General features: G+C 40.7%; 9 protein-coding genes, 3 tRNA genes and 1 pseudogene. 6 read left to right on the forward strand and 7 right to left on the reverse strand.

Annotated elements, in window-relative coordinates:
- Nucleotides 1–56: 56 nt before the first annotated feature.
- From FD724_RS40560 to FD724_RS03355, 5 genes and pseudogenes are all read right to left on the reverse strand, one after another.
- Entirely contained in the window at nucleotides 57–503 is a 447-nt protein-coding gene (locus FD724_RS40560) for a hypothetical protein (RefSeq protein WP_256874437.1), read from the reverse strand.
- A gap of 11 nt (nucleotides 504–514) precedes the next feature.
- Nucleotides 515–1,654 carry a tubulin-like doman-containing protein gene (locus FD724_RS40565; protein ID WP_256874438.1) on the reverse strand — a complete coding sequence of 380 codons (1,140 nt, stop codon included), beginning with the start codon at nucleotides 1,652–1,654 and terminating at the stop codon, nucleotides 515–517.
- Nucleotides 1,655–1,674: 20 nt separating this feature from the next.
- Nucleotides 1,675–2,583: a hypothetical protein gene (locus FD724_RS03345; protein WP_179071575.1), complete on the reverse strand. Its 909-nt coding sequence runs from the start codon at nucleotides 2,581–2,583 to the stop codon at nucleotides 1,675–1,677.
- Nucleotides 2,584–2,888: 305 nt separating this feature from the next.
- A pseudogene (locus FD724_RS03350) lies at nucleotides 2,889–4,023 on the reverse strand (ISAs1 family transposase).
- 1,079 nt (nucleotides 4,024–5,102) lie between these two features.
- On the reverse strand, nucleotides 5,103–8,024 hold the full coding sequence (locus FD724_RS03355) for a GAF domain-containing protein (protein ID WP_179071576.1): 2,922 nt from the start codon (nucleotides 8,022–8,024) through the stop codon (nucleotides 5,103–5,105).
- A 309-nt stretch (nucleotides 8,025–8,333) separates the two neighbouring features.
- On the opposite strand from FD724_RS03355, the gene FD724_RS41895 reads away from it, so the two are divergent.
- Both FD724_RS41895 and FD724_RS03360 read left to right on the forward strand, forming a co-directional pair.
- The gene (locus tag FD724_RS41895; protein WP_372726519.1) at nucleotides 8,334–8,501 is read left to right on the forward strand and encodes a hypothetical protein; all 168 of its coding nucleotides are present in this window, start codon (nucleotides 8,334–8,336) and stop codon (nucleotides 8,499–8,501) included.
- A 28-nt stretch (nucleotides 8,502–8,529) separates the two neighbouring features.
- Nucleotides 8,530–9,660, forward strand: coding sequence for a quinone-dependent dihydroorotate dehydrogenase (locus FD724_RS03360; protein ID WP_179071577.1), 1,131 nt, complete (start codon nucleotides 8,530–8,532; stop codon nucleotides 9,658–9,660).
- Between the two features lie 48 nt (nucleotides 9,661–9,708).
- Here the strand turns inward: FD724_RS03360 and FD724_RS03365 are convergent, their stop codons facing one another.
- The gene (locus tag FD724_RS03365; RefSeq protein ID WP_114085898.1) at nucleotides 9,709–10,440 is read right to left on the reverse strand and encodes a hypothetical protein; all 732 of its coding nucleotides are present in this window, start codon (nucleotides 10,438–10,440) and stop codon (nucleotides 9,709–9,711) included.
- 520 nt (nucleotides 10,441–10,960) lie between these two features.
- Here FD724_RS03365 and FD724_RS03370 point away from each other — a divergent pair.
- The 4 genes from FD724_RS03370 (at nucleotide 10,961) to FD724_RS03385 (ending at nucleotide 13,203) form a co-directional block, all read left to right on the forward strand.
- Nucleotides 10,961–11,090: transfer RNA gene (locus FD724_RS03370), tRNA-OTHER, on the forward strand.
- Between the two features lie 15 nt (nucleotides 11,091–11,105).
- A tRNA-OTHER gene (locus tag FD724_RS03375) sits at nucleotides 11,106–11,230 on the forward strand.
- 208 nt (nucleotides 11,231–11,438) lie between these two features.
- Nucleotides 11,439–11,564 (forward strand) — tRNA-OTHER (locus FD724_RS03380).
- A gap of 37 nt (nucleotides 11,565–11,601) precedes the next feature.
- Nucleotides 11,602–13,203, forward strand: a complete 1,602-nt coding sequence (locus FD724_RS03385; protein ID WP_179071578.1) for a TROVE domain-containing protein — start codon at nucleotides 11,602–11,604, stop codon at nucleotides 13,201–13,203.
- 197 nt (nucleotides 13,204–13,400) lie between these two features.
- Here the strand turns inward: FD724_RS03385 and FD724_RS03390 are convergent, their stop codons facing one another.
- Nucleotides 13,401–15,701, reverse strand: coding sequence for a helix-turn-helix domain-containing protein (locus tag FD724_RS03390; protein ID WP_179071579.1), 2,301 nt, complete (start codon nucleotides 15,699–15,701; stop codon nucleotides 13,401–13,403).
- Nucleotides 15,702–15,838: the final 137 nt, after the last annotated feature.

The following is a 15,838-nucleotide window of genomic DNA, read 5'->3' on the forward strand; positions in this document are numbered from 1 at the left end:
ACTTCCTTGACGGCTGACCTCGTGATAACTCTGTTCTAAATCTCGATAAACTTTATCTAAGTTGCTGTGTAGACGCTGACACTTTTCCTGGATTTCGCCTCTTGCGACTTGCGCTGGACGCTCTGCTGTAATTCATCTAGCTTTTGGGAAAGTTGGGTTAAAAATTCCAAAACATAAGCTAGTCCATTAGGACGGTTGAGACTCCGCTCCCAGAAAGTTGCGATCGCAGCAGTTGCAGTCTGCTCTAAGCGATAAAAACTCAATCCTAGTTCTTGAGCCGTCCGTTGCTCAAATTGATCTAGCTGCCGTTTGTAGAGTTCTTTGATTGTCGGCAAAGCTGTGCGATCGTAACGCATTTCGCCAATTCTAAATTCGGGTTTCATTTGCCCGCCACGATCGCTTTCAGTCAACGCATTCAGAACAGTAGTTGCATCTGCTAACTTGCAATCTTCTAAAAACCGGGTGATTTCGCTGTCTAAATCGATTGTTGCGGTAGATGCCATCAACTCATTCTTTAATAGGACTTACGCAAACAATAGTTGAAACCCTGATTCTCAAGTAGGGGCAATTCATGAATTGCCCCTACCGTGTGTAGTTTTGCGTAAGTCCTATTTAACAAGTTTTGAGCATCCTCTAATTTCATCCGCTCGTATTGCTGTACTGGTAGAGTCAGAGTAGCAAAGCCAAAACTACAGTAATTTATATTGCGTCCTCGAACTTTTTCACCAGTTGCTAGATAAGCGCGAATGTTATCAGCAACGTTAGCAGCGTCTAAACCGATTTGAGAACCAATCTGGATATACAAGCCATCTGCAACTAAATTTTGCAAATCATCTGGACGACCGACTACAGTTCCATTTTTGTTAACCCCATCAATTAAAAATACAGCATCAAAGGGAGGGCGATCGGCTTTGATTTTTCTGATGCCATAATCAATTTCAATGCTATTAGACGGTGACAATCCCCAAAAGTGTTCGATTTCCTTGAGAGCGCCATAGGCATTAGACTTCACCAAGTGAGTTTGGGGAATATTGGCAAACACTCTCGGTAAAACAAATACCCCGGTAATATTAGAAAAATTATTGAGATGTTCTCGTGTTAAAAAAGCCGTATCCAAAAATGTGCCACTGCCCGTCCCACCAGCCAAACTGCCAACAATAAAAACTTCGACACCATCCCGACTGGAAACTTGAAAGTTATCTGAAAATGCTTGTTTACTGGTGCGAATTTCGCGGACAGCATTGATTGCTTGAGCGATTAAAGCGTCAATATCACCTACTTTCGCAAATAAGGCGAGCCGTCCCCGTGCCCGAATTTGTCCAGCGCCACTGATCAAGCTGGCTGCGGAAATGTCTCTAGGCCACCATTCAGCGATGTGGTCATTACGTGTTAGCGGTAGTGGATTTGCGACAGAAATTGCATAAAGTTCATTAGGTTCTAAGACAACCTTGGTGCCATCAGGTGATTTTTCTCGTTCTTGAATATTTTCAGTAGTATCAATTGAAATAAAACGAATAACTTCTGGAACTGAGCCGTAAACATCTATAAATCGCTTTTTAAGTTTGAGTACGACTTCATAACCCGTTCCTCCTAGCCCGATAACAACGGTAGGACGAAAAACAACCGTGGGACGCACAACCGTGGGACTTAACATTCACTTTCCTGTGATATTATTCAAAAGTTTGTCTGCCCACTGCCTGGCTCAGAGGGTCTTTGGTGTTCAATCCAGTTAAATTGCAACTTAACGTTGCCAATCTGGATGATGTCCTCGTTGAAGAGTTCATCTGTATTTATATTTTTAGTATTGACAAAAATTACACCTTTCAAACAACGCAAATCTATATTCTTTTTGCCTAACCGCCAAACTGTGACTAACTCGGCATCAGAATTTGTCGCAGCAATAGCTGGTATCAAATCACTCAGGCATACTCTACCCTTATGTAGATGAGTGAGACTAATCTCTTCGTCTTCCGATGATTGTGGCAGTGGTTCTAGCACTACCAACGCTCCTTCTAAGCGTTTACGGTTGCGGAAATCTTCGACTAATTCCAAGGGGGTTTTGCGTTGAATCAAACAAACTACTATCAGGGTAATTAATAACACCAACAGCAGTAAGAGCAACCAAATAACTATTTTTCGCCATAGTGGCATCAAAATATACAAATTAGCTTCTGTACTGACAGGATTAACGATAGAGTTACCTGGGGTTAGGACTAAGGTAAAAGTGCGATCACCTGCAAAACTACTATCAGTAACCTGCAACTGCACAGGAATTTTAGTTTCTCCTGGTTGTAAGGATATGGCTGCTGAAGGTTCTGCTATAGAAACGTCTTTGAAATTGCCTTGCAGTTGTAAGCTAGCTGTTCCAGATATATTGCTGCGAACTACCAAAGTTTGAGTTTCACTGGTTTTACCTGCTTCTATTGAGCCAAAATCTATCTTTTTAGGTTGTATTTGCAGTTGTGACTGAATGGTTATAGGGAGGTCAATTTTAATTGGTGCGATCGCTTGATCTGCACTTATCAACACCAAGCGTAAGCTATTCGCGCCCCCCTTTGCCTCCGGTGGTATCTGTAAACGCACGGGAATGACTGTTGCTTGATTAGCAGCTAAGTCGATGGTGCGATCAGGGGGCAGGGCAAACGCATCTTATTTACTAATAAAAACTAAGGGAGATTCCAAAATGACATAGATAATTGCAAAAATCGGTGAAATGATAAATAAAATAAATCAAATATTTTTCAAAATTTGAATTAGCTTATCTTCAACTGAATGACTAATCGTCAATACTAAAATAATTCAATTATGAGCTACATAAGAATATATTTACTTAGAGAATAAATAAAACTTTTATGTAAAACATTCAACTCAAGTTTTGATGTACTATTTTAAGCTAACGCTAAAATACTTAGTAAGTATTTGTTATCCATCGCCGCGAGAAACTGTTTATTTTTGATTCCACGTTTGACACGCTTCTCTTGACTTAAAAGATTGACTGCAAGATGTCTGAGAATTGCAAAATTATGTGGGGCATTATCTTTTCTAATTCGACAGTCATCTTCTCTTAAGGCAACATCCAATAGCCAATGCAATGAATTTTCCAATTCCCCAATGACTGCGAATAGAATTACCAAACTGTTTAGCATCTGACTCAAGGCTACTGATAAAATACCGAGTTTCAACCGTTGTTTCACCATTGAATGAACGGACAGATTCTACCATGCCAACACTATTAAAATTTGACCAAATTGAATCTGGGTTAAGCCGAGATTCAATTTGAGAGAACATTACGTAATTGCGGATTTCATGACGACCATGCCCTGTTTCTTCTGTTTTATACGTGCTATGTGCAATCCCCTCAAATCCTGTAGCTATGCCTGAAGAGAATAGTTTTTCTACTTCATCATAAAGATTTCCTTGATTCTTCTTTAACCCAATTACATAATCTGCATTTTGCTGTGTGATTAGCTTCACAATCTCCTTCTGGCAGCCAATTGCATCAATGGTCACAATACATCCTGACAGTTCTAATACCTTTAATAATTCTGGAATTGCTGTAATTTCATTTGATTTTTGATCTACTTTTACTTGTCCCAGCACTAATTTATTTGTAGTTGCCCAGGCACTTACCATTATAATTGCGCTTTGGTCACTACTTGTATCATAAGAACCACGTAAAGTTTTCCCATCAAGCGCGACAACTTCACCATCAGTTATCTTCTGTATTGATTTCATCCAGCTCAGAAAACATTCCTGGAACTGTTGAGGATTTATTTGTGCAAATACTCTTGCAAATGTATCGTGGGACGGAATCCCATTTGGTAATTCTAAAAATGTTTTTAACCATTCATACTTTGCACAACCATAAGTCTCTACGGCTACCCAACCATCCGCACCACAAATCACAGCACATACGGCAATGGTCATGATATCGATTAATTTATGTCGTTTGGTGCGATCTACTCGTGGATCTTGTATCACCGCAAAATGGTCAGCAATCGTAATTTTGGGTTTCAGCTTCATAGAGAGGAGAATAAGAACGTAATTCTTCTTTCTGATAAATGTGAGAATACCACGTTCAATGAAGGCCAGCCGTCCTCACTTTCACAGCATCTGTAAAAGTCACTTTGATCGGAAGGGCGATGGTGTAACCGTCCTTCCCGGCGGCGATCGCATAAATTGAGCTTTTCTTTGTGCTGATCTTCTCATAATTCCTAGTCATTAATCTAAAACTATTGAGAATCAGACTGTGAGAAAACCTACGCTAGAAGAGTGGAGAACTGACCGTGAAAGCTCAGGCAGCCGTCGGCTGCCTCTAACTCCCCCCTCGTAATGATTATCATTTTTATAACGAGTGAGATTTAATTTCCTCAAAGCCTTATGTAGTTTGAGTCTTGGTGTATTTCGCCCTGATTCAGGCTCGTCAATATTTAGATGCGTTTGCCCTGGTGCTAAATTTGAAATGCAATGGTAATATTTAGTCAATATATTTCGACTTTTTTGCCAAGCTTTTCTACTAAAAATTCAATCTGCTGCACCACAAACCTTAAAAGATTGCTGTCCGCACTCTCCCAAAGATTAACTGTTGATCAAGCAACGCTAAGGATAATTGTTAATTCAATACCATTAATAGCCATATTTTATAGGCGACTTTACCAATTATTGGCTGGCTATTTATTTTTTATTGATTAAAAAATAAATAGTTCTTATCAGCGTTTTATCAAGTTACATATTAACTAGCTTTTTCATAAATGTCACGCTTTTCTAAATATATTAAAGTTATCAATAACTCCAAATTTAACTATTTAGCAGCTCAGTAAATATATACAAACTAGTTGAGGATATTGCCAATATAATGTTATATTTCCGTTTAATTATCCTTGACAGCGACAATGATAAATTGTTAACGCTTTTAGTTAAAAAGTGACTAACAGATAAGACTTATATTTAATTTTTGAAATACACGTAGGTTGTGTTATGCCGTAGGCTAACGCACAAAACTTTCGGATGGTGCGTTACGGAAGCGATAACACACCCTACATTTAGATTTTTTATTTTTTTAACTTAAGCTCATTTTCAAACACTTGCTTTGAAAAATCGTACTAAGAATCATGACCAACTAACGGTAACAGCAAACGGCTAACTACCCGATTATCTGGTAATTGATAAAAATTCAACTCTCCCCCTAGTTCCTGCATGAGGTTTTGGCAGATTAGCAGATGTAAAGCTGGGGGTTGGTCGAGGTTGGTGGGAGCAAGCACATCTTTGGGTGTATTGTCATGTAGTTCTGTTAGTAGCTGTGGTTCGATCGCACCGTTGTATGTAATCGACAGTTCCAGCGATGTCTGTTGACCCCCTCCACTTGTAGAAGAATACTTTGCCTCCGAGGGTTTTGACGCATCTAAACGACGACACCAAATGTCAATTCTGCCGCCAATTGGAGAACGGTTACAGGCAGTAACCAATAATTCATGGATAACTAATTCAATTTTGACAATATCACCAGCGATCGCCATTGCAGATTGAGAGCTAGAAGAAGGAACGCCTCTGGCTAATGGAGAATTCTTTGCTGATTCTTGCTCCTCAATTGTTTGTCCCAAGCCATGTACACCAATCCACAGCTTTTGTTGTTTGAGTAAATTGTCGATGCGTTCGAGCGATCGCTTCAGTAAACTAGCTATGGGCATAGTTTCCCAACTGATATGTAGCTGCCAGTTCTCAAGTTTTAGCATTCCACTCATGGAGGTGGCTGTGTGGTCTAATTGTCTTAGCAATAGCTGGTAGCGCATCTGAGTCAGTTCATTCGCAGGAGTACCCAAATCATGTATTTGTTTCAGGGATAGTGCCGTTATTCTTTGGATTTCCTCTAGACGACGATGTTTGTACCAGTTGAGTTGTCGTAATTCCTCTGTTGTGGATTCTAAAAGTCGGTTAATTTGTTTTTGACGACGCCACCAAGCTAATTGAGAAATCAGAGTTGCGATCGCATTCAGGTTTTGTTGTGACCAGCGACGCTCTTGATAGTCTGCTAATAACACTACACCTGTGATTTCATAATCGGCATTAGTGCGTAATGCCATCACCAAAATTTGACCTTTATCTGGAGTATTCAACCATTTTCGAGTTTCCGAGGGTAAATTATCCACCTTCAAAGTCAGGTAGTTCTCCGTAACCAGTGCCCACTGAATTAAGGCTTCAGACTGGATAGGAATAGAGGCATCGGAAAAAATCCCAAATTGACTATTTTCAATCACTCCAGGAATAATTTCTGCAAAATTTTCACCGGGCGACCAAGATAGCAGTAACGCCAGGGGACAACCCAGAATTGATGCTATTTGTTCGAGTGCTGTATGTTCTAAATGCTTTTTATTGACCTCGACTTTGCTGTTCTGGGTTTGCGTCAAGATATTTAAGCATTGCTCAAAGGCCTGGGAAGTTTTTTGCTGCTGGGTAGTGCGGTTGTGTAATTGCCACTGACGAACAATCACGCCTATCTGTTGACTAACAGCCCACAGTAACTCTTTTTCGAGAGTTGTCCAAGAACGATAGGTTTCGTGAGTGATGACCAAAAGTGCTGCTGGGATAGTACCGTTAGTGCATTTACAAATAAGTAGCGATCGCACTCCACTTTCTAGTAAAGAGGGCCGCCAGTTAAAAAAGCGTAAATCTTCATCTAAATTCTCAATCTCCACCGCTTCAGTTGAACGTTGCAAAAGCTGTCCATCTAATTCTTTGAGAATATTTAGGCTAAATGTCAACGGTCGGCGGTTATGGGGCTGACTTTGGTAAATAAATTGATAATTATTCTGTTCAGGATCGTACTGCAACAGCAAAAAACGGGTGGCTGTTAGTCGAGCTAAAACTTTTTTAGCACAGCTGTGTAAGGTTTCCTGAAGGTCATGTTCGCTATAGATACCTTGGGCAACTTGACTAGTCAGTTGGGCATCTTCTTGAATCTGTTTAATAGTGCTTTCCATACTTTCGTTAGGTGCAATCAGGGAGATTAAACCAGCCACACCCTGAACAAAATTTTTGTCTGCCTCCGTCCAGATTCGAGGTTCATTGCTTTCCACCGCCAGAAAACCGAGTAAGTTCTTTTGCCAGATTATTGGAGCGGCCAGGAGCGATCGCACTTTCAGCTTTTGCAGTAATTTTGCCGTAAAATGGCTTTTCAAAGAACTGCGGGCATCACCAATTGAAACAATTTGGTTAACTGCCAAAGCATAATAAAAGTCACTCAAGTCTTGTACAGTCATTCCCGCAGCTTGCTGAGTGCTGGAATTGCGATCGATTTTGACAAGCTGATTGCTCATCCGACACCAAAAGTAGCGTCCTTCCCGCTCAAACCAGTAAACATTTGTCCGGCTAGGAGAAATAAATTTATGAGTTGCTTGCACCCCTGCTTCCAGTCTTTGATTAAGGTTATTCAGGGTGCGTAAATTTTCAAGCAATTCTAATAATGGCTCATCGGTTCGCTTGGTTTGTTTTTGCTGCTTATGTATCTCCTGTTGATAAAGCAATGCCCCCAATTCACCTAAAACCATCATCAAACGTGCTTTTGCTTCCCCTGTCAGTAAATAGCCCCAGCGTTCTGAACCCAGTAACAGCAAACCTAAGCAACGGTCTTTATAGCGAATTGGTAAAAGAATCGTTCCTTGGATCTGCAATTTTTCAGCGATTTTGCGCCATTCGGCGGCGCGAATTTCAGTTTGTAAATCAGCTATGCCCAAGGGATGCTGTTCAATCACCACTTGCTCTAATAAATCCCCAGGACTGAGAACAACCTTTTGGTATAAAAAGCTAGTGTCACTATCCGGAGAAATACCGCCTTTGCCGAATAATATGTGATTCAGGCGATCGTAAAGAGCAATCCAAATCAGTTTGTAGTCAAACTGTTCTTTAAGATAAGAAATAGTAGTTTCAATCAGAACGTCAACATCATCTTCTTCTCTGAGGCTCTGGAGGACGCGCCCCAAAGAGAGGATCTGCTGTTCGGCGGCTATAGGTTTTTGCGGCTGCCCCATCTGATTTATTGGTTAACATAACTTGTAATATATAAGATGCCCAGAAAACCACCCTGAGTAATATCGCCATAAGTGTTTAATATTGAACCGGAACAGCTTAATAGGCGGTTATGTACCCACAAGTACCTATAGCAAAACAAACCTTTGAATTTTTCTTAGTTTGCGTCAGATTAAGTAATTTACCTTAAACAGCAAGAAGGCTCACACTGAACCCTACGGATTCAGTTTTGAGATGAATTGCGCGTGAGTTGACGACAGCCTTCTGAACGGGAAAGTGAGGTTTTTATGACCGATAGAAATCTTGCTGCAATGAGCAGAGAACAATTAAGAGACTACGTGAAAAAATATCCACAAGACCAGGCCGCTTTCCAAACGTACATGGACAGACTACAAAATGAACCTGGTATTGAAATAACTTCAATGGATCAATTTGAGCAGCTAGTCCGCGAGAGAATTAGACAATCTCAAAAGGAATGATCTGCGCTACTTCCAAAAATCAAAGCTAATGGATATTTATAAATTTGCAATTAGTCCGCTTTTGTTCAATGTGGTAAAAGCAGACCCGGAGTGGTTACACCAGCAGACGATTCACAGTTTTAGCTGGCTTTCACAAACCCCTGCTAGTTGGGCAAACCAACGCTTACAAAAATCTTTATGTCTGTACGATTCACGCCTAGAACAAAATTTATTTGGGCTAAACTTCCCAAATCCAGTAGGATTAGCAGCTGGGTTTGATAAGGATGGAGTCGCTGCTGGTATTTGGTCTAATCTGGGTTTTGGTTTTGCAGAACTAGGAACTGTAACTTTTCACGCACAACCAGGAAATCCGCGTCCCCGTTTGTTTCGTTTGCCCTTGGATAAAGCTGCTCTCAATCGTATGGGCTTTAATAATCTCGGTGCAGCAGCAATGGCAACCCGTTTGGCACAGGAAAAACAGGAGTCAACCCACTTAATACCCATAGGGATAAATTTGGGTAAATCTAAGGTAACTCCCCTAGAAGAAGCCGCACAAGATTATCTCGATAGTTTTCGCCTACTCAAGGATTTGGGAGATTATTTTGTTGTTAATGTCTCTTCCCCGAATACGCCGGGGTTGCGATCGCTCCAAGATGCTTCTATGCTCAGTGCCATCTTGAATTTGTTGCAACAAGAAAACACTACATATAAACCAATTTTTGTCAAGATAGCGCCAGATTTAGAATGGGAAGCGATCGCTGACATTATTTCTTTGGCTAAAACCTACAATTTGGCGGGAATTATCGCCACCAATACCACCATCCGCCGTGATGGACTCAAAACCCAGGTAATTAACCAAACAGGCAAATCACCTCAAGAAGAAGCTGGCGGAATTAGCGGTGAACCATTGCGCGATCGCTCCACTGAGGTAATTCGTTTTATTTGGCAGCAAACCCAAGGAGAAATCCCAATTATTGGCGTTGGTGGCATTTTTTCCCCAGAGGATGCTTGGGAAAAAATTACTGCTGGTGCTAGCTTGATCCAGGTTTATACCGGCTGGATTTACGAAGGCCCATTGATGGTACGCCGGATTCTAGAAGGTTTACTTTCCAAGCTAGAACAAAGCGGATTCAATTCCATCAAAGAAGCTGTGGGCTTAGAAGTAAAAAATAAAAAGTAAACCTTTAAAGTTCTTACTTTTGCCTTTTGCCTTTTAGCTTTTGCCTTCTTATTCCTCCTCTACTGGGAAAAACTCTTTAGTTTTTTCTGAGTATGACCAGGCAATACCATCAGGGTCTTTACTGCGGCTCCATTCAGGAAACTCTGGATCGTTTCGTCGTTTATAAACTGTGCTGGAATAGACATTTAGTCGTTTGGCAAGTTCAGATTGGATTAGAGAGCCAAAAATTAACTGTTTTTCCAGCGATCGTTTAGCTTCCTCATGGGTTAGGGTTGGCTGTGGTATTGATTCAGTTTCTGTTTCTTCCTCCTCAAGTGTTGTTGGTGGTGGTGCTAAGAGCGATCGCGCAGTTTTAGTAACTGGTTGAGCCGGAAGTTCTTTGACAGGCTCACTACTGTCAAGAATATTGCCGAGAATGCTGGCAGTTATAAAGTAATAAGACTGGCCCGCTTCTTCGGAATTCACTATACTGGCACCAAATTCCGAGGCTTTACCATCCAAGTAGCGTTTTGCCGTTGTTCCGGGAAAATTGCCCTTGATTGCCAAATCCATAGGCGTAAGTCTGCCCTGATTTTCTCGAACCAACTGATGAAAAATTGGGTTAACTCGTATAGTCCACTGTTGCCATTGATATTCCTGCCAAATCTTGAAGCCAATTCCCAGCACAATTAGCGCTAGCAAAATCCTCCAGGTAGCAACAAGGAAAATAATCAAAAACGAGATGGGCAAAAGTAGAACGAGAAAAGCCTTGCCGTTGTCTTCTATGGGTTTTTCACTCATGCCGATTTTTGCCAAGTGAATTTGTGGAAATAATATTATATATATTGGCAAAAATTGTGACACTTTTTTGTATCTTTTGGCAAAGTTGCGGCAAACTTGCCGGCAAAACCTTTACCTTGTAGGTGTTATAGCCTATTGAAACTGGAACTTCTCTTATTGGTCTGCGATGCCTACGGCGGTAAACTACGCACAAAAGTTTTTACCCAGAGAAAAAAGAAGGCTTTTAACTCAACCAACAAATCTATAAATTTAAATCGTCAGTCCCTTGACAACAGATAATACATATACTACATTAATAATACAAGTCAACTTTCATCAGAGAGTTAACTTGCGCCAGTAGCGGATAGCTCAAATGACAGAGTGCCCACCTTGCCCGGAAGGGCCGATGTATCAAGGGTTATCGTATATAACTTAAACACCCTCGATCAAACTTCTGGAGGTGTAGGTAAAAATCCTACTTCGCTACACCAAATTCAGTACTGAGTCACGAATTTTAAATGTTTAACTAATAACTTTATATGTGGTGGGTAGCTCAGTGGATAGAGCGCCTAAATATCCTTATTCACCCCTTGCCTGAAAAGGCCGACGAATCGAGGGTTATCGCCTGCCAAGCGGGAGGTCGCGGGTTCAATTCCCGCTCCACTACACCAAATTGAATTTTTATGTGGCGGGTAGCTCAGAGGTAGAGCGCTAAACATCCTTTTTCACCCCTTGCCTGCAAAGGCCGACGAATTAGGGTTATCGATTAGGGTTCGAGAGGTCGCGGGTTCAAATCCCGCTCCGCCACCCAAAACTTAATTTTGAATTGTCATCTGGTGGGTAGCTCAATTTGGTAGAGCAATGAACGGGTTAATTCCCATAGTCCTTAGTTCATAAACTTGCCTGCAAAGGCCGATGAATCGAGGGTTATCGTGAATTCATAGGTTACAGGTACCCTACGGGAAGCAAGCTACAAATCCTGTTCCACCAGAGTAAATTTTGCGTTTTAAATTTTCATGTGGCAGATAGCTCAGTTGGTAGAGCGCCGAAAAACATCCTTGTTCACACCTTGCCTGAGAAGGCCGACGAATTAGGGTTATCGCCTCTTAAGCCGGATGTCGCGGGTTCGATTCCCGCTCTGCCATCTTTCATTTTTGCCCGCAAGGGCCGGGAGATGAAGCGATGAATTACAATTTTTTCACTAAAAAGAAAACAACTACACCCCAAAATCAGCCTATCCCCGGACGAGAAGCAGAAATGGTTCAGGGACGCTCCGGTGGCTTTATGTTTGATGCCGGCATTTGGAAAATGCTGCGTCGCTGTCTTTTGGTTGGCACAGCAAAAAGCACTTACTACGCTGGTAAACAGGAATTAACTGAGGATTTTGTGACAGTTATCAGACAAGCTGTTGCCGAAAATCCCGGTCGTGTAGCGGAAGAAATTTTGTATGCTAGCGATGGACGCGCCATCAACAATAGTGCGCCTATATTAGCTTTGGTGCTGCTGTCGATGGGTGAAACACCAGAAGCAAAACAGGCATTTGGTGAAATCTTCCCGCAAATTGTTCGCACTGGTAGCCACTTCTACGAATGGTTGAACTACACCAAATCTCTGCGGGGATTTGGCAAAGTAGTGCGGGAAGCTGGTAAAACTTGGCTCTCAAGGGAAGATGTCAAAGGTTTAGCTTATCAACTGTTGAAATATCAACAGCGTCAAGGCTTCTCCCACCGAGATGCCTTGCGGTTGTTCCATGTCAAACCGCCTACAGAAAATCACCGTCAACTCTTTGAATGGGTAGTTAGAGGCTGGGAAGAATTGCCAACAGACATTCCCTCAGAGGCGTTAGCGCAGATTTGGTGGTATGAGTGGCTTAAGCGGAATCCCACCCAAACCCATGAAGCTATTTCTCAAGGACGCTTAACCCACGAAATGGCAGCACCTGTGGGCGAAATGGATAAGCAAGCTTGGCAGTTGCTATTTCAGGAAATGCCAATAAGTGCAATGTTACGTAACCTGGGTTCTTTAACTGAACTGGGTGTGTTACGAGCTGATGAAAACGCTAATTTGCTACGAGTGGAAGCAGTTCTTAATCGCAGAGAACATCTGCGTAAAGGTCGCATCCATCCGATTGATGTTTTGAAAGCACTTAAGACTTATGAATCTGGTGGAACATTAGGACGCAGTAAGAAAACTTGGAACCCAGTTCCTCGGATTGTGGACATTTTAGAAAAGGCAGTTGAACTGTCTTTTGATGTTGTGCAACCTACAGGTAAAGTGTTCATGCACGCCGTGGACATTTCTGGTTCTATGGGTAGCTTGGTTGCAGATATGGGACTGACTTGCTGTGAAATTGCCACCACAATGGCACTAGTGACAGCAAAAGCAGAGAAAAACTATATGATTCGCGGCTTTTCTACAGAATTCCGTGAATTAGGTATCAGTGCCAAAGATAGTTTTAGTTCTGCGGTTCGCAAAGCTAGCAACCAAAACTTCGGTGGAACGGATGCGTCTGTAGCTTACGACTGGATGATTAAGAATAAGTTCAAAGCAGATGTAGTCTGCTTCTGGACTGACTCTGAAAGCTGGGCCGGGTATAAGCATCCAAGTCAAGCGCTGAAGGAGTACCGCAAAAAGGTAAATCCAAACGTCAAGGCGGTGTATGTCACCTTGACACCTTACCAAATTACTTTGGTAGATCCTCAAGATTCGCTGTCTTGGGATTTAGCAGGGTTCGACCCAGGTACACCTCGGATCATCCAGATGCTGGCTACGGGTGAGTTGTAGATATTGCTGAAGGGTAAAGGATAAAACACTTTATCCTTCATATTTCATGGCGGGTTATCCTTGTTCGCAACTTGTCTTTCGGGGCCGAAGAATTAGGATTATCGGTTACATCTCCACCATTGTGGGGGTTAGCGGGTTCAAACCCCGCACCCGCCTTTGTTTGATTCAGGATTTACGCAAAGACGTAAATAGGCAATTTAATTTTTGAATGGTCGTTTTTCTATTTCAGCGATGGGTAAGAGTAGGGTGTCTTCGATGTGCGATCGCACTTCATCAGAAGCACTATTGAGGCAATCAACTAATAGCCTATTCGCATCATAGTATTGCCTTAGTTGTTGCTTCTCTTGCTCGCTTAATTGCCAATCAGCGACAATATTGATACGTGGAAGATTTGACATTACCTCTGCAATTTTGTAAAGCCATTCTTGGCCATTAATTTTAAACCATTCCTCAAATTCTTCTATATTTTCACGCAACTGAGAGCCACATTCACAAATATCCTTAACTTCTTTCAGAGACAGAATTGGAATTTTTCGACTAATTGGGACTAACTCAGGTTTATATACACGTAAGCAGTTACGGAAAAAACCTATCTTTTCAACATTATCAGGTAGAAGGGATTGAATATAATGTAATCCTTTATGCAACTCTGGATTTATTTCTAGTTTATGAGTTAAAAGACGTTTAATTCCAGGTAAAATTTCTAAAGCAAAGTCTATCTCACTCAGATCATTAGTACTGCTTACTTCCCAAAATGTCGATTTTTCCTCCAAACAATATAAGAATGTAAGAATATGATTTATATCCTGAACAATTTCAAAACTTATATCTAGTTCAATAGATGAATGCATATCCATAAAATTACTCGCTCCTGCATTTTCTAGCTCAAAGGTATCAATTCCATCAGCTAGATTTCCAAATATCTCTATAGCTAGTTCAATATAAGTAGAGCGAATACAAGCTTGTTTATAAGGAAAATTGCAAAAAAGATTTTGCTGCTTTTGATATGCAAAATTTAAAAAGCTTTGCGATCTTTCAGATGATTTTAGCAATTTATCAACTTGCTCTTTCAAGGATAATAGTAAATAATCTATTGATTGGTTACTTAAATTCAGCCTTGAATTAGCTTCTTCCCATATAAATTTATGTAGAGAGTATCCTGCTGGTTGAAACACTAATATTTTCACTTTGTTTTGCAGCTGTTCTAAATGAAATATCCATCCTTGTGCAGGCGGAAAATGTAAATCAGGAATATCTTGCCAAGAGTCAGATATATTCTCTACTCTTTCCTTTCGGAACTCTAGTAAATAGCTTTGTTCCAAAGAATCAATAATATGTCGTTTTTTTCCTTCTTCTATATCCCAAAGTAGACATAATAATCCAATTATTGGAATATAAGGGATTTTTTGATAGGTATATAGTCCTAAACGGCAAAGAAGATTATAAGTATCAATATTATTATCTTGTATACGATCAAATTGACTTGCAACTAAATCTTTTATATTGCCCTTTAATAAAAATTCTTTATTGTCTTGCCAATAAGCCTCTAAGTCACCATTATATTTTGTTTGTATAGGTTCTCGGAGAACTTTCATACATAGTGCATTCCCACCATAAGATTTGTGGATTGCGCTCATAGCTGGAGAATTAACATTAATATTAAATCTGCTTAAAAACTTTCGCCATGCACTCTCATCTAGTTCTGGTAATTGGTAAGCTTCAACAAAGCTCAACTTAGCTTCATTGAGCCTCTCACGACTAGTAATTAATGTGATTGATTTGATATTAGGAGCATTTAAAACTCTAACGAATAGCTCTAAATAGTCAATATGGTCTTTTTTAAACTTACCATTCTCATCTAATGCAGTTTCAAGATTATCAATCAGTATACCCACTGGTTTGTTCTGAAGATTACGCTTTAGTTGCTCCAGTGTACCCATAAAATCCTGCTGCGGTTCTTCTTTAAACTGATAACGTAGCTGATCCTTAACCCAGCTTTTTACAGAAGTCATGTACTGAGCTTCCATTCCTACTTGAAGTTCCAAATACTCTAGCTTTTGAGTCTCGAAGTAATGATAAGCCAGTGTTGTTTTGCCTATACCACCTTTGCCATAAATACCAATGGCTTTTGTGTTACATTTCTCAATCAGCATGTTAAGATGTGCAATCGCTTCCTCACGCCCCACAAAATCAGAATTGTTGGATATTGGTATCTCAGAGACTGACTCTTGAGGCTCAATGTTTGTGGCTGAGTGCTGAGATTGCACAGTTGATTGAGCAAAGATTCTTGTTAGTTCACCCAGTTCAATCTGCAACGCATCTGCTATTTTTTCAAGTGTGGTTGGTGTAGGGTTAGCAGTCTGTCCAGTTGCTATCTTGCTAATGACGCTTTTATCCAGACCAGTTACTTGCTCAAGTTTGTATTGGCTAAACTCCTTTTCTTTGAGTAATTTCTTAAATACTTCTCCAGCTTCCTTATTCTTTTTAGCTCTTGGCACTGTGGATAACCCTCTATGATCAACCTTGTTCAACGGTTGCACGTTCAACTAGTTGCACAACTACAACTATTCAAATTTTATAAGACGAACAAAACTAGTGAATAGCAAGTAAACCAATAAGCCCAAGGATAATTTAA

Origin of the sequence: Nostoc sp. C057, assembly GCF_013393925.1 — a bacterium.
GTDB classification, from domain to species: domain Bacteria; phylum Cyanobacteriota; class Cyanobacteriia; order Cyanobacteriales; family Nostocaceae; genus Nostoc; species Nostoc muscorum_A.